At 64.5% G+C, this 18,306-nt stretch carries 27 protein-coding genes and 3 pseudogenes; 8 read left to right on the top strand and 22 right to left on the bottom strand.

All coding sequences use genetic code 11. From position 1 onward, the window contains the following. Positions 1 to 22 precede the first annotated feature (22 nt). From OVA30_RS22335 to OVA30_RS22315, 5 genes are all read left to right on the top strand, one after another. Positions 23 to 697 (top strand): Crp/Fnr family transcriptional regulator, encoded by a 675-nt coding sequence (locus tag OVA30_RS22335; RefSeq protein ID WP_091950950.1) that lies wholly within the window; start codon positions 23 to 25, stop codon positions 695 to 697. Positions 698 to 961: 264 nt separating this feature from the next. Further along, positions 962 to 1,990, top strand: coding sequence for an IS110 family transposase (locus OVA30_RS22330; RefSeq protein ID WP_015951499.1), 1,029 nt, complete (start codon positions 962 to 964; stop codon positions 1,988 to 1,990). Positions 1,991 to 2,526: 536 nt separating this feature from the next. Continuing rightward, positions 2,527 to 3,339, top strand: a complete 813-nt coding sequence (locus tag OVA30_RS22325) for an IS5 family transposase (RefSeq protein WP_268176978.1) — start codon at positions 2,527 to 2,529, stop codon at positions 3,337 to 3,339. Positions 3,340 to 3,384: 45 nt separating this feature from the next. Further along, positions 3,385 to 4,407 carry a thymidylate synthase gene (locus OVA30_RS22320; protein ID WP_268176977.1) on the top strand — a complete coding sequence of 341 codons (1,023 nt, stop codon included), beginning with the start codon at positions 3,385 to 3,387 and terminating at the stop codon, positions 4,405 to 4,407. Beyond that, positions 4,404 to 5,315, top strand: coding sequence for an alpha-glutamyl/putrescinyl thymine pyrophosphorylase clade 3 protein (locus OVA30_RS22315; protein WP_017483145.1), 912 nt, complete (start codon positions 4,404 to 4,406; stop codon positions 5,313 to 5,315). Before OVA30_RS22320 ends, OVA30_RS22315 begins: the two co-directional genes overlap by 4 nt. Here OVA30_RS22315 and OVA30_RS22310 read toward each other — a convergent pair. From OVA30_RS22310 to OVA30_RS22295, 4 genes are all read right to left on the bottom strand, one after another. Then, on the bottom strand, positions 5,312 to 6,409 hold the full coding sequence (locus tag OVA30_RS22310) for an ImmA/IrrE family metallo-endopeptidase (RefSeq protein WP_268176975.1): 1,098 nt from the start codon (positions 6,407 to 6,409) through the stop codon (positions 5,312 to 5,314). The genes OVA30_RS22315 and OVA30_RS22310 overlap by 4 nt on opposite strands. Beyond that, complete coding sequence (locus OVA30_RS22305; protein WP_017483147.1) at positions 6,406 to 6,729, bottom strand: hypothetical protein; 324 nt, start codon at positions 6,727 to 6,729, stop codon at positions 6,406 to 6,408. Before OVA30_RS22305 ends, OVA30_RS22310 begins: the two co-directional genes overlap by 4 nt. 310 nt (positions 6,730 to 7,039) lie before the next feature. Further along, positions 7,040 to 8,223, bottom strand: a protein-coding gene (locus OVA30_RS22300; RefSeq protein WP_085985476.1) for an IS3-like element ISMex5 family transposase whose coding sequence is annotated in 2 segments (ribosomal slippage) — positions 7,040 to 7,959 and positions 7,959 to 8,223 — 1,185 coding nt in all. Because the reading frame shifts where the segments join, the coding sequence is not laid out codon by codon here. 129 nt (positions 8,224 to 8,352) lie between these two features. Continuing rightward, entirely contained in the window at positions 8,353 to 8,607 is a 255-nt protein-coding gene (locus OVA30_RS22295; protein WP_268176972.1) for a hypothetical protein, read from the bottom strand. Positions 8,608 to 8,891: 284 nt separating this feature from the next. Between OVA30_RS22295 and OVA30_RS22290 the strand changes: the two genes are divergently transcribed. Continuing rightward, the gene (locus tag OVA30_RS22290) at positions 8,892 to 9,182 is read left to right on the top strand and encodes a hypothetical protein (RefSeq protein ID WP_082289641.1); all 291 of its coding nucleotides are present in this window, start codon (positions 8,892 to 8,894) and stop codon (positions 9,180 to 9,182) included. Between the two features lie 52 nt (positions 9,183 to 9,234). Here OVA30_RS22290 and OVA30_RS22285 read toward each other — a convergent pair whose 3' ends face one another. From OVA30_RS22285 to OVA30_RS22205, 18 genes and pseudogenes are all read right to left on the bottom strand, one after another. Continuing rightward, positions 9,235 to 10,914, bottom strand: coding sequence for a methyl-accepting chemotaxis protein (locus OVA30_RS22285; RefSeq protein WP_268176971.1), 1,680 nt, complete (start codon positions 10,912 to 10,914; stop codon positions 9,235 to 9,237). Between the two features lie 124 nt (positions 10,915 to 11,038). Beyond that, positions 11,039 to 11,143: pseudogene (locus OVA30_RS26070) on the bottom strand (tRNA pseudouridine(55) synthase TruB); the annotation flags it as partial. Positions 11,144 to 11,366: 223 nt separating this feature from the next. Continuing rightward, positions 11,367 to 11,579, bottom strand: a complete 213-nt coding sequence (locus tag OVA30_RS22275) for a hypothetical protein (RefSeq protein WP_442786125.1) — start codon at positions 11,577 to 11,579, stop codon at positions 11,367 to 11,369. A 206-nt stretch (positions 11,580 to 11,785) separates the two neighbouring features. After that, positions 11,786 to 11,983: a hypothetical protein gene (locus tag OVA30_RS22270; RefSeq protein ID WP_268176968.1), complete on the bottom strand. Its 198-nt coding sequence runs from the start codon at positions 11,981 to 11,983 to the stop codon at positions 11,786 to 11,788. A 178-nt stretch (positions 11,984 to 12,161) separates the two neighbouring features. Further along, positions 12,162 to 12,296 (bottom strand): hypothetical protein, encoded by a 135-nt coding sequence (locus tag OVA30_RS22265; protein ID WP_268176967.1) that lies wholly within the window; start codon positions 12,294 to 12,296, stop codon positions 12,162 to 12,164. Positions 12,297 to 12,515: 219 nt separating this feature from the next. Then, positions 12,516 to 12,779 carry a hypothetical protein gene (locus tag OVA30_RS22260; RefSeq protein ID WP_268176966.1) on the bottom strand — a complete coding sequence of 88 codons (264 nt, stop codon included), beginning with the start codon at positions 12,777 to 12,779 and terminating at the stop codon, positions 12,516 to 12,518. Positions 12,780 to 12,852: 73 nt separating this feature from the next. Continuing rightward, entirely contained in the window at positions 12,853 to 13,089 is a 237-nt protein-coding gene (locus OVA30_RS22255) for a hypothetical protein (RefSeq protein WP_209688503.1), read from the bottom strand. 83 nt (positions 13,090 to 13,172) lie between these two features. Beyond that, entirely contained in the window at positions 13,173 to 13,556 is a 384-nt protein-coding gene (locus OVA30_RS22250; protein ID WP_268176965.1) for a hypothetical protein, read from the bottom strand. After that, positions 13,553 to 13,876 (bottom strand): response regulator, encoded by a 324-nt coding sequence (locus OVA30_RS22245; protein WP_268176964.1) that lies wholly within the window; start codon positions 13,874 to 13,876, stop codon positions 13,553 to 13,555. Before OVA30_RS22245 ends, OVA30_RS22250 begins: the two co-directional genes overlap by 4 nt. 186 nt (positions 13,877 to 14,062) lie before the next feature. Continuing rightward, on the bottom strand, positions 14,063 to 14,254 hold the full coding sequence (locus tag OVA30_RS22240) for a hypothetical protein (RefSeq protein WP_268176963.1): 192 nt from the start codon (positions 14,252 to 14,254) through the stop codon (positions 14,063 to 14,065). After that, complete coding sequence (locus tag OVA30_RS22235) at positions 14,251 to 14,523, bottom strand: hypothetical protein (RefSeq protein ID WP_268176962.1); 273 nt, start codon at positions 14,521 to 14,523, stop codon at positions 14,251 to 14,253. Before OVA30_RS22235 ends, OVA30_RS22240 begins: the two co-directional genes overlap by 4 nt. A 41-nt stretch (positions 14,524 to 14,564) precedes the next feature. Further along, a complete protein-coding gene (locus OVA30_RS22230) occupies positions 14,565 to 14,774 on the bottom strand; it encodes a hypothetical protein (protein WP_268176961.1) in 210 nt (69 codons plus the stop codon). Between the two features lie 7 nt (positions 14,775 to 14,781). Beyond that, complete coding sequence (locus OVA30_RS22225) at positions 14,782 to 15,033, bottom strand: hypothetical protein (protein ID WP_209688498.1); 252 nt, start codon at positions 15,031 to 15,033, stop codon at positions 14,782 to 14,784. Continuing rightward, the gene (locus OVA30_RS22220) at positions 15,033 to 15,251 is read right to left on the bottom strand and encodes a hypothetical protein (protein WP_268176960.1); all 219 of its coding nucleotides are present in this window, start codon (positions 15,249 to 15,251) and stop codon (positions 15,033 to 15,035) included. Before OVA30_RS22220 ends, OVA30_RS22225 begins: the two co-directional genes overlap by 1 nt. Before the next feature lie 9 nt (positions 15,252 to 15,260). Further along, entirely contained in the window at positions 15,261 to 15,473 is a 213-nt protein-coding gene (locus tag OVA30_RS22215) for a hypothetical protein (RefSeq protein ID WP_268176959.1), read from the bottom strand. Between the two features lie 10 nt (positions 15,474 to 15,483). After that, positions 15,484 to 15,894, bottom strand: a complete 411-nt coding sequence (locus OVA30_RS26065; RefSeq protein WP_442786135.1) for an SLOG family protein — start codon at positions 15,892 to 15,894, stop codon at positions 15,484 to 15,486. 26 nt (positions 15,895 to 15,920) lie between these two features. After that, positions 15,921 to 16,178 carry a hypothetical protein gene (locus OVA30_RS26060; protein ID WP_442786124.1) on the bottom strand — a complete coding sequence of 86 codons (258 nt, stop codon included), beginning with the start codon at positions 16,176 to 16,178 and terminating at the stop codon, positions 15,921 to 15,923. A gap of 33 nt (positions 16,179 to 16,211) precedes the next feature. Next, positions 16,212 to 16,580: a hypothetical protein gene (locus tag OVA30_RS22205; protein ID WP_268176957.1), complete on the bottom strand. Its 369-nt coding sequence runs from the start codon at positions 16,578 to 16,580 to the stop codon at positions 16,212 to 16,214. A gap of 1,183 nt (positions 16,581 to 17,763) precedes the next feature. Between OVA30_RS22205 and OVA30_RS22200 the strand changes: the two are divergent. Together OVA30_RS22200 and OVA30_RS22195 are read left to right on the top strand one after the other, a co-directional pair. Continuing rightward, positions 17,764 to 17,889: pseudogene (locus OVA30_RS22200) on the top strand (IS3 family transposase); the annotation flags it as partial. Beyond that, positions 17,886 to 18,116, top strand: a pseudogene (locus tag OVA30_RS22195) (integrase core domain-containing protein); the annotation flags it as partial. The pseudogenes OVA30_RS22200 and OVA30_RS22195, both read left to right, overlap by 4 nt. Positions 18,117 to 18,306 lie beyond the last annotated feature (190 nt).

Raw genomic sequence — 18,306 nt, 5'->3', positions numbered from 1 at the left:
TGGCCGGGGGACCACGCCAGCCATGACGGATGCCCAAAAGGTCGAGCGGTGGATCGACCGGTTTCCGCTTCTTCAAGCTCTCAGCCCGGCGCATCTTCAGATCGCTCGGGGAACCGTGCATTTCCCGGTGCTGGATGCAGGCGCCATCGCCTACGAACTAAATGGCGAGTGTGCCAACTACCTGATGTGCCTGGAGGGACGCACGCGGATCTTCCGGATGTCGGAGGGCGGACGCGAGGTGCTGATCTACAAGGTTGGCCCGGGCGGCACCTGCCCCCTCACCACTCAGTGTCTCCTGTCCGGCGGCACCTTTCCGGCGCAGAGCGTGGCCGAGGAGCGGACCGAACTCGCGGCCCTGCCGGTCGGCACGTTCCAGCACCTGATCGGCGACAGCGCGGCGTTCCGCAGATTCGTCATGGATGACTACACGCGATTGATGTCCGGCCTGTTCACGCTGATCGACGAGGTCGCGTTCGCACCGCTAAAGCAGCGCCTCGCGCAACGCCTCCTCGCTGAAGCCGATCCGCGGGGCGTCGCCGCGGTGACCCATCAAAAGCTCGCGGACGATGTCGGAAGCGTGCGCGAGGTGGTGAGCCGCATTCTGGCACAATGGGCCGAGGCGGGCCTGATCGAACTTCGTCGAGGCGCGGTCGAGATTGTTGACCGGACCCGCTTGGAGGCCGCCGGGCGGCGGTGACTGGCGGCGTGCTGGTGTCCATTTTTGAGGCCGACGCCAATCGAGCTTTACGACTGGGTTGGTTCGGTAGGGCCTTGTCTGCTCTTTTTGGCAAGCCCTCCCCAGAGCAGACAGGCCACTACTGGCCAGAAGTTGCCGAACCGGGTCCATTGAACTGCCTGGAAGCAGATGGGGTGGATGGCTCCCGCTCCAACTGACGGCATCTCGGTGCCAAGGTGTGGTTGTTGTCGAAGCAGCAGCGACGCAGATGTAGGAGCCATCCCCATGGAGATCACCACCGTCGGCATCGATCTGGCCAAGAGCATCTTCCAGGTTCACGCCATCGACGCAGCTGGGCAGGTCGTCGTTCGCAAGGCGCTTCGGCGGGCGCAGGTCGTGCCGTTCTTCGCCAAGCTGCCGCGCTGCCTGGTTGGCATGGAGGCGTGCGGCACGTCCCACCACTGGGCCCGGGAACTGATGAGGATCGGCCACGACGTGCGGCTGATGCCGCCGGCTTACGTGAAGCCATACGTCAAGCGCGGCAAGACCGATGCGAACGATGCCGCCGCCATCTGCGAGGCGGTGACGCGCCCCAGCATGCGGTTCGTGCCGGTGAAGTCGACCGAGCAGCAGGCGGCGCTGGCGCTGCACCGGACGCGCGACCTGCTGGTCAAGCAACGCACGCAGTTGGTGAACATGATCCGCGGCCTGCTCGCCGAGTTCGGGATCGAGATGGCGCGAGGCCTGCGCCATGCGCTCGAACTAGCGGCCAGGCTCTCAGCCGGAGACGCGGCCGAGGTGCCGCCCCTGGCCCAGCGCGTGGTGACCGGGCTGGCCGATCAGATCGGCGCCGTGCAGATCCAGCTCACCCGGCTGGAGAAGGAGTTGCTGGCCTGGCATCGGGACAACGACCTGTCGCAGCGCCTAGCGACGATCCCCGGGATCGGCATCGTCTCGGCGACGGCGCTGGCAGCCTCAGTAAGCGAGCCCGAGCGCTTCCGCTCCGGTCGGCAGTTCGCGGCCTCGTTAGGCCTGACACCGCTGCAGAACTGCAGCGGCGGCAAGGAGCGCCTGGGCCGGATCTCGCGCATGGGCGACCGTTATCTGCGACGCCTGCTCGTGGTCGGCATGACCTCTCTGATCCGGCGTGCGAAGGCGACGCCGACGTCGGTCGACCCACGGCTGCCGACGCTGCTCCAGCGCAAGCCAGTGCGTGTCGTGACCGTGGCAGCGGCTAATCGCACGGCGCGGGTCGCCTGGGCGATCATGACCCGCGGCGGCACCTACCGCGCACCCGCGGCCACGGCTGCCTGATCGCAGGAAGCGGAGCACTTTTCCAGATTGCGAGGACGATGAGAGTTGATGGCGAACCGGTCAGACCGGGAGCCGGGACACCCCGCCGAATGTCCAGGGCATCATAGCCCGCAAAGCAGAGTGGGACCCAGCTCGCGGATACCATCAGGGCCAGCGGTCAACATGAACGACTGCATCAACAGGCCGGACACAAGACTGCACCCGACCAACGCGTCAGAACCTCAATTCGTCACTTGCAATGCGGGAGCCATCCACACAGGACATTCCGACCGTCTGCAATGGGTCAGGAGTTAGCATGTTGGCTGTTCGGTCGTGCATGATGGGCAGGCCCCTGCTTTTGTGGGCCTGTAGGTCGGCAGGCGGACGATGAGGGGGACGTCGCGATGGCTTGATACGGTGGCGGCTCTAGCCGAGCCCGCGCAGCGCTTCGTAGATCCGGATCAGCGTTAGAGCCCGTCCGATAATGTCCTGCTGGGGGTGAGTGGCCGGGATGGCGGTGATTCCAGAAGGGTGCTGAAGCCTGATCTGGACGTGCCATGTGGACCCCGACCACTCGCCGGCAGCATAACCGTGCGCGCCTGCGATACGAAACCGACCTGACAGATACGGAATGGGCGGTGATCGCGCCCTTGATGCCGGATCCCGCCTCGCGTGGTCGCCCGCCGATCTGGACGATGCGGGAGGTTCTGAACGCGATCTTCTACGTGCTGCGCGGCGGCATCGCCTGGCGGTTGATCCCAAAGGATCTCCCTCCGCGCAGCACGACGTTCGGCTACTTCAGCCGCTGGCGGGACGAGGGATTGTTCGGGCGGATCAACCACGCCCTGGTCATGGCCGACCGGGAGCGGGCCGGTCGCGAGGCTTCGCCAACGGCGGCCGTGCTCGACAGCCAGAGCGTGAAGACCACCGAGAGCGGCGGACCACGCGGCTACGACGCTGGAAAGAAGATCAAGGGCCGCAAGCGTCAGGCTCTGGTCGACACGGACGGGCGTGCCCTCGTGCTCGATCCGCAGGCTGCCGACATCCAGGATCGCGATGGGGCCGGACCGGTGCTGCGCCTGTCGCGGCGGACCTTCCCGTTCATCGTCAAGGCTTTCGCCGATGCAGGCTATGCCGGCCACAGACCCGCGACCGCCACCCTCATCACCATCGACATCGTACGCAAACCCAGGGATCAGGTCGGCTTCGCCGTGCATCCACGCCGATGGGTGGTGGAACGCTTCTTCGGATGGATCAGCCGCAACCGACGCCTCTGGAAGGACCCGGAGGCGACCCTCGCCTCCGCACAAGCCTTCCTCTACGCTGCTGCCGTCATGATCCTCGTTCGAAGGCTGGGGCGAGCAGAATGACTTATCGGACGGACTCTAAGCCGGCACGGAGCGGAGTGATCGAAGGTGGAAATCAGCGGCGAAGGCCTCGACGACATCCTGATCGAGCTCTACCGGCGGCTGCTCGACCAAGGCGCTCGTAATAAGGGATCCCGTGGCGAAACGATCGAGATGCTGGGCGTCGCGCTCCGCATCGCCAAGCCCAGGGCACGCCTGAGTCGATCCGAGAATCGAGGCAAGCCGTTCAGCGCGCTCGGCGAGTTCTTCTGGTACCTAACCCAGTTGAACAGGCTCGATTTCATCGAGCCGTACATCCCCGACTATAGGAAGGAGGCCGTCGACGGCGTTGTGCCTGGTGGGTACGGCCCCCGTCTCTTCGCCATGCGAAACGGCATCGATCAGGTCGATAGCGTCATCCGCCTGCTGCGGTACAAGCCCTCGTCCAAGCGCGCCGTCATCCAGCTCTTCAACGCCGAGGACATCGCGCTCGACTATCCTGCCGATCTCGGCACTCCGTTCCATCACCCCGAGACCCCGTGCACGATCAGCCTGCAGTTCCACCTCAGGGACGGCTCGCTGCACATGTCGGTCAACATGCGCTCTAACGACGCCGTCCTCGGATTGCCGCACGACGTCTTCTGCTTCTCGATGTTGCAGGAGATGATGGCGAGGCGCCTGGGAGTCGAGCTCGGAGAGTACCTACACTATGTCGGGAGCATGCATTTCTACGACGATCGCCACGAAACGCTCCTTGAGTATCTGGACGAAGGGTACCAGCGAACGTTCGAAATGCCTGAGATGCCGAAGGGCGACCCCTTCGAGCATGTCGACGCTCTCGTGGCCGCCGAGGGGCGGGTCCGATTGAAAGAACGGGTCGTCGCCGGCGAACTCCTGCCGGAACCTTACTGGGCCGACATCCTGCGGATGATGCAGGTGTTCTGGTCCTCAGGTGACGAGGCTCGCCTCGACGAGTTGAAGGCCGAGCTTCAAGAGCCTGCTTACCGTGCCTATCTTGAGGGCCGCCGGGGAGCGAAGCTCAAGGAACCGTCGCCCCGCGAACCCGTCGACGCGAGGAGGAAGCCGGAGTGACGTGGCCGTCCTGGGCCGGGGAGAAGACGCGCATCGCGAACTCCCTGAGCCGGCACCAGCATCCTCTCCCGGGCATCGCGGCGCCCGCGGCGCTCGACTGCCTCGCCACGCAGTTCATCGCCAGCCTGCGGCGCGAGAGCTACTACCAAGTCGTCCAGCGCGGGCCGATCCATCCCCGTCGGGCCGACCCGAACGATCCCGGGTTCGATGCCGAACGCGCGGTCGCCTACCACGTGCAGAACGGCGACGTCGACGAGGCTGCCTGGCTGGTCTTCCTGATGACCCACTTCGCGCGTCCCGTGGATACCGGTTGGCTGCGCTTGCGCGACGTCTACGGTCGGCTCGGACAGGGAAGGTGGGACTGGGCGACGGTCAGCGGCAACCCCGCGGCCTTCAACGCGTGGCTCGCTGCGAATTGGCAGGGGATCCGCGGCAAGTTCGGCAACCACCGCAAGTACGAGAGCCTCCGCCCGAACGCCTCCCGTCCCATGAGCGCGGTAGTTGACAGCTACGTGAGATGGATCGGACCTGCGGGTCACGCCCGCTTTTTCGCCGATGTCGTCAGGCGGGCCGGCAACGACCCCCACGCCATCTTCGACGTCCTCTACCGCGAGCTCCCGATGCCGACCTTCGGTCGGCTCGCCCGCTTCGACTACCTTTCCCTGATCGGTCGATACCGGATCGCGCCCATAGCGGCCGGGTCCGCCTACCTCGACGGCGCCACCGGCCCAGCGATGGGAGCCCGCCTGCTCCTCGACGGGCAGGCGCGGAGCGCGACGCCGCTCCACGTGCTGCAGGCGCGGCTCGACGTTCTCGACCGGGACCTGGGCGTGGGCATGGCGGTGATGGAGGACGCTCTCTGCAATTGGCAGAAGAGCCCCGACAGGTTCGTCCACTTCAAGGGCTAGGGCAGCGCCTCGCGGATGTCGTCCCAGTTCCAACGCCGCTTCAAGGTGTTCAGGCGGTCGTAGGGGATCATCCCGCTATGCTGCATCTGGCCGACGATCATGCCCGCGGCGATCCCGACCGATACGCTGAACCGCAGCACTGCGGTACGGTCCGGGCGCAGGACCTCGAACTCGGCACGGCGGCTAGCGGGAATGATGCAATCACGCGCGAACTCGTTCGCCTCGCGTTCGTGCTCGTCGGCGGTCGTGCCCTCGCCATCGACGAACGTGGCCCCTGCATGAAGGAGCAGGTGACCGAGCTCATGGAAGAGCGTGAACCAGAAATGGTCGTCCGAGCGATGCCGAAAGCTCATCAGGACCATGGCCTTCGTCGGCGAGAGCATCCGGGCTGCTCCGCTGGCCCTGCACCCGTCGGGCGCGCGTACGACCGACAGGGCCACCCCGACGCTGCCGAGCATGGCCCTGAGCCTCGGGAGGAAACGGGCGGGCTGGCTGATGCTCGTAAGGGTCCGGATCTCGGGAACGAGCGTGCGCAGCGCGTCGGGATCCCAGCACCCCGTTTGGATCAACGACGCCTCAAGCTCGCCAAGCCGCAGCCATGTCGTCGTGGCGCCTTCGCTGGACGAGAAGGAGTTTGACGTCCTGAAGCGCGTCTCATTGGTCGAGGCGTAACGCCGTGCCCAAGCGTCTGGCCCGTTCACGTTGAAGAACACCAGTCGTTGCCGCACGGCGGAGCGCTTCTCGCCCTCGGTCATTCTCGCCCGCCCGGTCGAGCCCGGGATCGGCACGCGCTCCAGCCACTCGACAAAGTGGCCTGACACGACGGCGCTGACGACCCGCTCCAACGCTTCCTCGTACCCGGATTGACGCCTGAGCCAGAAGCCCGGGGTGCCCCCGAGGACCGAGGCCAACTTGTCCGCGAGCTCGCCATCGATCCGGACGCTGCCCGAGACCAGCCCACGCAGCGTCTCGATGCCGCCGTGCAGCGAAGCGGACACGTCGACAGCGCTCAGATTGCGTCGCTCCATGAGCGAGAGCACCGAGTCGCCCGGCTTGGAGAACCAGTCGCGTTGGAGGGACTGCTCGTGGATCATGGGCAACTGACAAGCTCGACCAGCTTAAGATACCGGACCGTAGACCAGTTCGGCACGCCGTCGGCGGAACGCTCGAATCTCACCCCGGCAGGCACGAGTGTCGCACGGAAGTAGGAGCCGATCTCCACCTCGATAGACTTGTCACCCGAGATTTTGACGCCTGGCCAGAAACCTACCATCTCTTCCGCCGTCTCGAACGCTTCGAGGTCGGCTATCGTTGCGACGAGCGCTTGGGCAGCGGGGGCACCGAACGTCGCCTCGCCCTCATCGATCTTACAGCAGAGAACCTGCTGTTCCCTCGTTTGGTAGGAGATGATCACGGTGATCCGCCGCCCGAGCCCGGCAGCACGCCGCGCCGCCCGGGAAAAGGTTTGGTTACGGGCCAGGCCAACGCAAGGGGCATGACGCAAACCCGGTCACGGATGGGCGCGGCGCGCGAACGCCGGCCTATCACGCATCCGCTTTCAATGCTTGGACGCCGACAGCTGCCGGTCCGCTTTCGGCCACTATCGAACGCTCGTGCCCCTTATCAGACTGCCCGAAAGCGGACGTGGCGAGGGCCTGCTTTGGGTCAGGAGTTCGCGCTCAACTTGTTCTGATCGGCCCCCACGCGGTGGTCCAAGTTCTAAGTTAGTGCAGGGTCGGCCTTTGCTCCACGGGTCGCTTGGCCGGCGGAGCCGACCGGGTGAGCGCAGCCGGCCAAGCGGTGAAGGCCGGCACGAACACCTCCGGGGCCGGTGGTCGGTAGCCGAGCGAGGCGTGCGGGCGCACGCTGTTGTAGTGTAGACGCCAACTCTCGATCACGATCTGCGCCTCCTTGAGCGTGTAGAAGATCTCACCGTTCAAAAGCTCGTCCCGTAGTCGTGCGTTGAAGCTCTCGACGTAACCGTTCTCCCATGGCGAGCCGGGTGCGATGTAGGCTGTTCTGGCGCCGACACCGGTGATCCAGGCCTGCACGGACTTGGCGATGAACTCCGGACCGTTGTCCGAGCGGATATGGCCGGGCACGCCGCGCAGGATGAACAGGTCGGACAGCACGTCGATCACGTCCGCCGCCTTGAGCTTGCGTGCGACGCGGATCGCCAGGCACTCCCGCGTGAACTCATCGACCACGTTCAGCATCCGGAACTTGCGGCCCTCGTGCGTGCGGGCTTCGACAAAGTCGTAGGACCAGACGTGATCGCGACGCTCCGCCCGCAATCGCAGGCAGGAACCATCCCCGTCCCAGATGCGGCCGCGCTTGGGCTGCCGAGACGGGACCTTCAGCCCCTCGCGCCGCCAGATCCGTTCGACCCGCTTGTCGTTGACGAACCAGCCCGCCGCCTTCAGCAATGCACCGATCTTCCGGTAGCCGTAGCGCCCGTACTGGCGAGCCAGTTCCACGAGGTCGGCTGTCAGCGCGGCCTCATCCTCTCTTCCCCGCGGCACCTTGCGCTGCGTCGAGCGATGCTGCCCGAGCGCCCGACAGGCGCGGCGCTCGGAGACGTCTAGGACGTTCATGACATGCGCGATGCAGGCGCGTCGGCGCGCGGGGCTGGTCAGTTTCCCCGAGCGGCCTCCTGCAGGATCAGCTTGTCGAGGGTGAGATCCGCAATCGCCTTGCGCAGCCGCTGGTTCTCAACCTCCAAGTCCTTCATCCGTCGAACCTGATCGCTCTTCAGGCCGCCGTACTCCTTGCGCCAGCGGTAGTAGGTCACTTCCGTCACGCCGATGGCCCGGATCGCCTCCGCCACGCTCTGGCCCTGCGAGACCAGAACATCCACCTGCCGCAGCTTGGCGACCACGTCTTCCGGCTTGTGCCGCTTCGTTCCCATCTGTCCGTCCTCATCTGGCTCAAAAGCCATACCTCAGGGCGGACCACTTCAGTGGGGGCGGATCAACGCGGGCGCAGAACGTGGTGCGGTTCCAGATCGACCGGAAGCCGTGACATCCCGTGTCGTCGCCTACTCGTCGTCCCAGACCATAGCCTCTCGACTTATGGATGCGACCTCAACTCCGCTGCCATCTACATCGATCACGATGGCTATCTCAGCATCGAACCGGGCCATCTGCTCGACAGCGACGAGCTTCGCCGTGTCCCGGTCTTCGAGGTCGTGGATCTCGCCGGACACGACGCCGTCTTTTCGGAATCCGACGCGGTAGGACATACTGGGGATATGGCTGGCTTGAAGGTAGAAACCAAGGGTGACCGGCCGCACGCGCGTTCGGAGATCACCATCGGACCGCTGACGACGTTCGCCCGCGAGACGCCAGAGGAGGTGTTGCGGGCGCCGTGCGTGGAGCGCGGGCCGCGAGGCCAGTGATCAAAACTGGCGCAGGGTCGCATTCCAATGCCAACGGACGTCGATTTGGGCTTGGATCGACCTTTCTGTCTCCCGAGTTGTACCGGACCAGCCCGATCCGGCCCCACTTGACACAGGTGCTGTCGATAGCCTGTGCGATATCGGATTGCGTCGGCTAGGCATCGAGAAGAGTTACGCCCATGCTGACTAGCGTCGCCTACTTCCTCGCCAGCACCCTGATCCTACAGCCCGTCCAAGCCGAGGTGGCCGACCGTCTTCGCAAAGCCAAGGTGGCGCCGGAGGTGGTTGCTCAGGCGCAAAGCTGCATGTCCTCTGCACTACCGACCCTGGTTCAGCGCGTCGGTGATGACTATTGGTGGGCCGTCACCACTGCAGCGGGGGTCTGGCTCGGCCTGACACCTCTTGAGCGGGTCGTCGCTGAGGTGGCACCGTCCTGCCGCGGCGCCGTCGACATGATCCGCGCAAGCTGAGCAGACCTGGGCAACAGAGTGTGGCGGGTCTGGTGACCGCCCTACGCCGCACTCAGGCGGCGTGCACCCGTTCCAGAAAGGTGCCGATCGCGGCCTTGAGCGCTGCACTTCCCTCACCGACCCGCTGCGCGCCGGAGCGGACCTCGTCCGAGCGCTGTTCATTCGAGACCGCCGCAGCCCGAACACCTATAATGCTCTCCGAAACCGTCCGGGCATCCACCGCCGCGCCGGCGATGGAGCGGGCGATCTCGTGGCTCGCCTGACCCTGCTGCTCGGCTGCCGTCGCCACTTCGGCAGCGATGAGGCTCAACTGCGCGATCGTCTGACCGATTCCGCCGATGGCACCCGTCGTGCCGTCCGCAGCGAGCTGGATCGCCGCAACTTGCGCCGCGATTCGGTCGGTCGCGGCAGCGGTCTGACCGGCGAGCGCCTTCACCTCGCCCGCAACCACCGCGAAGCCGCGCCCGGCCTCCCCCGCGCGGGCGGCCTCGATCGTTGCGTTGAGTGCCAGCAAGTTGGTCTGGCCCGCGACCGTGCGGATCAACGTCACCACGGCCCCGACCTCCTCCGCCGCCTGGGACAGGATCCCGACCGTGCTCTCCAAGCCACGGGCGTCACTGAGTGCGGTCTCGGCGATTCGGCTCGCACGCCGGACGCGTTCGCCGATGGCCCGTGCGGAACCCGACAACTCCTCGGCGGCGCCCGCGATGTTGTCCACCACCTGCGCCGACTGGTCGGAAGTGCCCGAGACCTGCTCGGCGCGCAGGGTCGTATCGGTTGCGGTCTCACGAAGCCGATCGGCCGCCGACCGCATGGCCTGCGCCGAAGCGGTGAGATCCGCGACTGCGCGGCCGGTCTCGTCCTCGAAGGCCCGGGTCGCCGCTGCAAGCCGCGCGGCGCGCAAGTCGTCCTCGGCCAGCCGTTCCTGCGCAGCCTGATCGAGTTCGCGCTTAGCCATCAGCGCCACCCGGAAATGCGCGATCGCGCTCGCCATCTCGCCGATCTCATCCCGTCGATTCGTGAACGGCACCGTTGCGTCGAGGCGGTCGTCGGCGAGCGCCTGCATCGTGACCTTCAGGCGGTGCAGCGGGCGCTGGATCTGAGTGCGGATGATCCAGAGAGCGGCGAGCAGCGCCAGTACCAGGGCTGCGGCCGGTGCGCCGACGAGGGTCAGGGAGGCGGTCCGTTGCGCCTGGGCCGCAGCCTCTCGCTGCCCGTCGAGGCGCGCCAGCACGTCGCGCCCGAGCGCACCGATCTCCGCGACCATGCGCTCTCGATTCTTCACCGTCGCCTCGTCGGTGGCCTGGATCAGGGCGGCGCGGGGCGAGACGGTGAGGCCGAGTTCGGCCGTCTCGGTCTGGTAGGCCATGAACTCCCTGACACCGAGATCAAGTCTACGGCGGCGCTCGTGCGGAAGGTGTCCCTCCATCGCCGCGAGAAACGGACCGCGGCTGGCTTCCACTTCGACGAGCGCCGCCTGCAAGGCCGACAGCCGCTCTTTCGCCTCCGCCGTGTCGGCCGCAGTGTAGACGGCGCTGGCCTGGACGACGGCGTGCTCGATCGCCTGCGCAAGACCCCGTGCCTGCAGCCCGGCGCTCCAGAATGACTCGGTGAGCGCTGTGCGCGCCTGCGCCTCGGCCGCCTGCCGTAGGGCGAAGGCCGAGATGCCGGCACCGACAAGGCCAAGCAACCCCACCACGATCGTGAGCTTGAGCCCTAGAGATATGCGCATAAAAAGCCTGCCGATCCGATCAGGATGGCTGACTTCTAGGAAGAAGCGGCTTGATCACGCGTTAAATCGAGCCGGCTATGTTTGAAAAAGACGATCGTGCATGCAGATCATCTCCGAGTCGAGATCAGTTGCGCGGCTGCGCGGTTTCGCCGAGATTGAAGACAACGAGCGGCACCAGCTCGCGACGCTCCACGTCACCGACTGCAACGAGCACGCCGTCGCTGACGGCGCTCTTGCAAGTGGAGGCCGTAGGGCTTGCTCGCGCGATTGCGCCACAGTCGTGAGCATCTGCTTCCGAACCTCGGCCATCCGGTCATCATCGCTGACGCCGGCCGCCGCAGCTTCCCGCCTGACGGCCTCGTAGATCCCCCACACGGTCGCCTCGTCCAGGCCCAGGCCTTGCGCGAACCGGAGAAGGCCGCGCATCTCGGCGGCGGAGCGTTCGTCGTTGGTCATTGCTGGTCCTGGCCTTCTGCCGCAAACCGCAGAGCCAGAAACGCAGCGCCGTCCTCTCGATCGTGATGCCGCCCCACGAGGTGGCCGTCGGCATCCTCCAGAACCCAGAGGCCCGGTTGCTCGGCATCTTCGGACACGTGGCCTGCCACGTCCTCGCCGACCCTTACGATGAACTGGCCGTTGGCGCTCTCTTCGATGGTGTAGTCCAAGGGGAACATCAAGCCTTCCGCGCCCGACCGACGAACTTCCAGAACGGCATGCCAACTGGGGTGCCCGGAACGCCGCGATAGCCAATCAGGTTGCCGAATAGGATCCGCGGTCCGCCTCGATGCCGATCGCCTCGCATCTGCGACCCTACCAAGCCCCGCCGGCACCCGACGCGTGGGGGGGCGTCTTTGGCCTACCGGACCGCGATCTAGCGCCCGCAGACAACTACCTTGGGCGGCTCGGTCGGGTGATGCTCGACGATTCGATTAATCCCAAATGGCTGCAGCCGGTCCCACGCCGCATCACTTCCCAACATCAAGACTCGGGCGAGAAGGTCGGCCATTTCCTGCCCACCATTGCGCATGCCCATGGCGCTGTCGTTGTTGATCTCGATGATGGTGCGCATGCCAGCGCTTCTATCAAGGCCGCCGGCACTGGGTTATGGACGGTCCTGTCGCGGTCTTGGGTCAAACCGGCTCTCGTCCCGCACTCGGCGATAGTGATCGGCATGTCTCGGATTACTCGCGCGCCGCTTACGGCGGAAGGCGAATGAGCGGCGCAGAACAGCGGCGGGTTATGAGGCGCTACTCAAGTCCTAGAGCAAAAATTGCGATGCCGAGAGCAGCGAGCCCACTCCACATGAAGCTGGCTCGTGGATGATCTGGCGCAATCATCATAGCGGTCAAGGCCAGACTGATCAGCAGCATCAGCTCGACCATACCATGCCTCCTGATTCTACATATGGCGCATGCAGCCGATAGATCTCAGAATTATATCCCGAATATGAACCCGAAAAAAGGCACTCAGGTGTTGATCGGAGTGCCTTAAGTTGGTCCCCTGGTCTCAGATCAGGAACTAGACTTTTTGTAGCACTCCCTTTGGCTCAGACGCTGTGTCGCGATGGCCACACGACGCTCGGGCGCGCTGTCTTGATTTTGTCATGTTGCCTGCACAGCGAGCTTATCTCTCCGGATCTCGATGCGCGGACGCACAAAATGACTAAATGGCGTTTCCTGAGAATGCCGCGGTCGGCGGAACCGTCGCAACACCGCGTCGTAAGCAACTAAGCGCTGCTGCGGCTCGAGATAGGCTGTTTCCAGCTCGTCGAGTGCTGCTTCAAGGCGAGCCGAGACCGTGCTGTCCGTCAAACGGGAGAGATGATCGAATTCTTGCAGGCAGCGGCTCACAGGGGGCATTGGCATGTCGCAGGCTGCTCGCATTCGTTGCGAGTCTCTTCTTTCAATTTCGGGACAGCAGGTAGAAAAGCGGAGGCGTTCAGTCGCCAGGGATCAGGTCTTCATCGTCCAGCGGAAGGGACCAAACCAAGGCGCCGTGATCGTCCGTGAGCCAAGCCAGATTGGTGTCCTCGGTAACGAGAAAGTCGCCGTCGGCGAGAGCTGCGGCCACAGCGTCGTAGGCAGTCGGTGCTGTGATCGTCTGACCCGACGTGGCGTGATCCGTCACAAGCCCATTGTGCTCGCGCCACCCGCGATGCAGCCGGTACGTTCCCATTTCGTGTTGTCTCGCGAGTGCACCCTTAAGGCACTTCTTAGCATATGTTCGAGGGCTGCCAAAGCAATCGGCGCCTTGACTGCTCACGCATTTTGCGCCCGCGCCGCGAACTCCCAGATCGGGATACCAGTCGGCGCACCTAGCGTGTCTCGGTAGCCGCTCACGTTGCCGAATAGGATCCGGTTCGGCTCGATGCCGACCGCCTTGTGCCCGCCGGTGATCATCACCCCGCACCAGTCTATGCGCAGCGTGCAGTGCGCAGGATGAGCGCCGAAGAGTTGGGGCGTTGTCCAGCCCATGCACACGGCCTCGGCGCCGAGAAGCCGACGCCCGAGAAACAGCGCCGCCGCTTCATCGAAGCCGCGCGTTGGGCTGGCGCGAGCGAGAGTGAAACGGATTTCGACACGGCGCTGAAAACAGATCGCGAAGAAGAAGCCCTCAGAAGCCAAGGGCTCATCCCGGCTCATCTAATAGGTGACTCCTTCGCGCAAGTATCGGCTAGGACTCTCACAAGCTCCTTCGCATGAAACGGTTTTTGAAGCCGCGGCACGTACGAAAATTTATCCGGCATGACGTCGAGATCATAGCCGGTGGCAAATATAAATGGAACGCCGCGCTCGCGCAGAACATCAGCAAGCGGGTAGCTCATCTCTCCGCGGATGTTGATGTCGAGTACGGCGATGTCTGAGCTTATCGCGGAGCGCTTGAAAACGTCGTCGTCAAGGCTGCCGTGCGCTCCCACCACAATGCCGCCGGCATTCTCGACAATAAACTTGACTTCTTTCATGATTAGATACTCATCTTCAATGATGAGAACTCTTACGTCTAACAATTGTTGACATTCTCTCAAGGCTAAGCTCCATAAGTAGATAGCTTTGGAGCGTTATCACTCGACGCGAGCGCTCGAATTTACATGTATCACAAGCCCGTGATCGGTGCGGCGCCCGACCGTATGTGCGAACGATGTAACGGCCTAACTTATAGCCGCCAGCATCCGCGTCCGCACCTCGACCATACGTTCGCCGTCGTTGACGCCGGCGTCCGCAGCCTCGCGCCCGACGGCCTCATAGATCTCCCGCACGGTCGCCTCGTCCAGGCCGAGGCCCTGCGCGAACCGGAGAAGGCCGCGCATCTCAGCGGCGGATTGATCGGTGGCCTCGGTCATGAGCTAGCCGGCCATGGCTTCGGCTCGCAACTCCAGCCGGTTGCCTCAAGCCCTGCGTAATGCGCCTTCATGTCCCGCATGACCTGGGCGCCCCGCTTGCCGCATTCGGCGCAACGAGCGTTCTGTCCGAGGCGCGTTCGCGTCAGGGCCGGCGGAAGATCGGCCAGCGTCGCCGTCGCATTGTGCCCGCACGAGCAATGCAGGGCCATCGTGGTCAGCGCTTCGGCGATCCAGTCGGCGACGGTGCGGTCGGGCGGCTTGGGCTTCATCCTGGCAGGTTAGCGCGGAGCGGGGGGCTCCGCGAGGGCGGTCAGGCCGAGCCGCGACGCTTCAATTCCGCCAGGGCCTCACGAGCAGCAATGGCATCGCGAGCGTCGTCAAAGTCCCGCATGCACTCGGCCGAGTCGTGCTGGGCGACGATCTTGCCCTCGGCATCTCGCTTCACTGATCCGGCCGCGCCGTTCTTGTCCCATCCGCGTTCGGTCATCTCGTCGCCGATGGCCTTGATTGCTGCGATCACGCTTATCTCAAAACTCCAGGGCTTCCAGCTTCGCGATCTGCCGCTTCAGGCTGGCGATCTTGGCGGCTTTCATCTCGTTGGCGCGGGCGAGGGCGGCTTCGCGGGTGGGGCGCCATTCGCTAGGAACGAGCACCTGATCACCTCGGGCCGGGTGCTGGACAGACAAAAACGAGTTGTTCTCGCCGGTCACGAAGGCTTCGTAGATCCCGCTCGTCACCGCGTATTTCGTCACCCATACGGTCGTCGGCCTTTCGGACATCACACCACCTCCTCAGCCATTGCCCGCTTCTCCAGAGAGGATGCAAACCTCTCCCGAGCCGCCTCAAGCCGACCCTGCTGCCAGGCCGATCCAAGCGAGATCATCGCCCCGGCAGGGTGCGCGTGCCGGGTCAGCTCCAAGACCCGTTCCAGAGCCTCAGCCATCTCGGCCAACAGCCTGTCCCGGTTCCACTGGTGCTCTCGTTCGACTTCGGACATGGGGGGCTCCTAGGATGCGGGACGGTCAGCAGCGCGCCGTTGCAAGGTCTCGGCCATGGAGACGAGGTGGCCTAGACGCTTGCGGTCCATGACCCACGAACTGTTTTTGGAGTAGAACCGAACCCACCCCTTTTCGTAGACGAGCCGGAAGGGCGGTTTCGCGCCGTTCGCCTGCCCATATGCGGCGAGGTAGGCGGCGATTATCGTGTCGCTCTCGCTCATCATCATCTCCTCAGGACGGCACGACTTTTGGATCGGGGGAGGGGACGGGCTGGACCCGCACGACGGGGACGCCAGCGGCTTCCGCTTGCCTGATCATGTCAGCGGTGCCCCTGCCGCCGGGAAAGGCGATCACGAGATGCGGTTTGCCATCTGCGAGCATTCGGGCGTTTCGGATTGGACCGGCACGTCGGCTCCATCCCCAGTCGGCAATGTAGCTGTCGAAGATTATGCCGCGATCTCGCGCCCATCCCCGCGCAAGAGCATCTGCACCCGTAGCGCCACCTTGGATGACTTTGTTGATGCCCTTTTCTGCTCGACGGCGATCCATCTCGGCGTGGAACCGCTGCCGCTCTCGCGCGGCTCGCTCTCGCTCAGCCTGGATGCGATCATCGGGGACGTCGTGGGCGACGCGGCCAAACATACGACCGCCGCAGACGAGGACGCGGGTCATGAGCCTGCCCTCCCGTTCAAGCGAGAGAGGGCGGCACGGTAGCCTTTCGGTCGCCGGCCAGCGTTCGCAGAACCGACGAAGCCATCGACCAGCGCGACGCTGTAGGCGGCTAGATCGCGGCGGGCCTCAGGCGTCACCTCAATGTCCACGGCGAGGAGGCCGCGCACGGCGTCGTCAAAGCCGTTCCGCTGATACGGGATGATCGCGAGGCGGCAGCCGGGATCATGGCGGCGAGCGCAGATGAAGTTGTCCAACTTCGTGATGGACGTGTTCCCGCACTCCACCGCCTAGCGTTGGCTTGCGCTGAAGGCGTCTGCCCGGCCGACGAAGCAGGACACCTCATCGCGTGCGTCGCGAGCGCCCTCGGTTCTCATCCAGAGGACAGCAGCCGCCTTCATCACGCGATGGGTGCCGCTCTCGCCGCTGATGTCTCGATGCTGCAAGCGAGTGGCCTCGGCCACCATAGCGGCCGGGATGCGGCTGAGCCGAAGCCGAAGCGAGCCCCGCAGGAATGGAAGCGCGAACGGAAGGGCCTCGCCGATGGCGCAGCGCCGGTTGCGACCAGTTCCCGTCTCAAAGAGGCGCAGCAGCTTGTACGCGACGTGGACGAGGTGGTCGCCAGGGGGCACCCCCAGAGCACTCTGCGCGGTTTCCAAACCGGCACCGCCCCCATCTCCAGAGTGCCCGTTCTGCACCGCCCTACTGGAAACCGCCGCCGTTGTTTCTTCGGCGCTTTCTGCCCTGCCGAAATTACTTTTAATCTGTAGGTCCTGGGTTCGAGTCCCAGCGCGCTCACCACAGAATCAACGATTTAGCTAGAATCCCCGAGCAACCTCCTTTGCAGGGGTAACGCGGAGGGTAACAGCAGGTGGTTTCGCGGATGCTGGGGAATTTGCGACCTGCACGCCGTGCACCCACCCGATTCGGATTTCACCCGCATGCTCCATGAACCTCGCTGCCACCCGCTGGTTGGCCCGGCGGAGGTGCATCATGGCCCACACGCCCAACCGAACTGAGGACCTTGCGGTCCAGCAATATGGCGCCACCGATCCGCGAGCGTCTCACGGGGATGGCAGCGAAATCGATCGCACCGCGGACAAGCAGCCTGAGGCCCCTGATCGGCCGCGCCTGACCCCGCAGGGTCACAGCTCCGGCACTGTATCTGGCGAGGACAGCACCGATCCTCAGGGAGGAGCCAAGGAAGGGCAGAGCGGCCCGGCTGAGGGGTAAGGAGGGTTCAGCCTGCGTGAGCTATCGCGCTCACTAGCTGGTGCTGGTGATAGGGTTTCCCAAGGAATTGCCCGTCGTCTGGCAGATCGTCGCTGGTGAGGCCCTGCCGACCCGAGGTCATTACCAAGCGAATAGACGGCCAACGACTCGCGACTTGAGTGGCAAGGGTGTCAATCAGCCCGGTCCAAAGCCAGCCGGACCAAGAGCACGCATATGTCAACTTGCACCTCTTCGTCCCGCTACCAAAACTGATGATGGCGCCACGTCGCGCATTGGCTAATCGAAATCTCAGCGCAAGCCCTACACATGTACTAATGCGGGCCGAAGCGCCTCGAGTTGGGCAACGGTCCAAAGGGCGAAAGCCTGCTGGAATGTCTCCGCCGCGGGTAGTGCAGAAAACGTAACTGCTCCGATCAACTCCTTGCCCTCGTTTGCTACGAGCCACCCAGGTGGTCGCATTTCTTCCGGGATGGCGGAGGCAGGAAAGGCCACCGCATCCGAACCTATGTAGCCGAATGCATGATTTTCGTCGGGCAGCCTGTCCTGATCCGCCCCCACTGAAGTGGTCCGCCCTGAGGTATGGCTTTCGAGCCAGATGAGGACGGACAGATGGGAACGAAGCGGCATAAGCCGGAGGACGTAGTCGCCAAGCTGCGGCAGGTGGATGTTCTGGTCTCGCAGGGCCAGAGCGTGGCGGAGGCGATCCGGGCCATCGGCGTGACGGAAGTGACCTACGGGACGAGCTTTTGAACGGTGAGATCTTCTACACGCTCAAGGAGGCGCAGATCGTGATCGAGAGTTGGCGTCGACACTACAACAGCGTGCGTCCGCACGCCTCGCTCGGCTACCGACCACCGGCCCCGGAGGTGTTCGTGCCGGCCTTCACCGCTTGGCCGGCTGCGCTCACCCGGTCGGCTCCGCCGGCCAAGCGACCCGTGGAGCAAAGGCCGACCCTGCACTAACTTAGAACTTGGACCACCGCGTGGGGGCCGATCACCCCCGGGCCACAACGCGGATCAACGCCTGGACCAGTCGTCTGTACCGAAAATGCGGATGAACCCTTTTTCAACGCCAGTTGACGCTCAGACCGCAAACAAGCGGACCACCGTCGATTTTTTTTCGCTCTCGCGCGCAGAAAAGACGTCCCAAGCG

Source organism: Methylorubrum sp. SL192 (assembly GCF_026672325.1).
Taxonomy (GTDB): Bacteria; Pseudomonadota; Alphaproteobacteria; order Rhizobiales; family Beijerinckiaceae; genus Methylobacterium; species Methylobacterium extorquens.
Note: the sequence above shows the minus strand (reverse complement) of the source record. Positions and strands in the feature narration are given on the sequence as shown.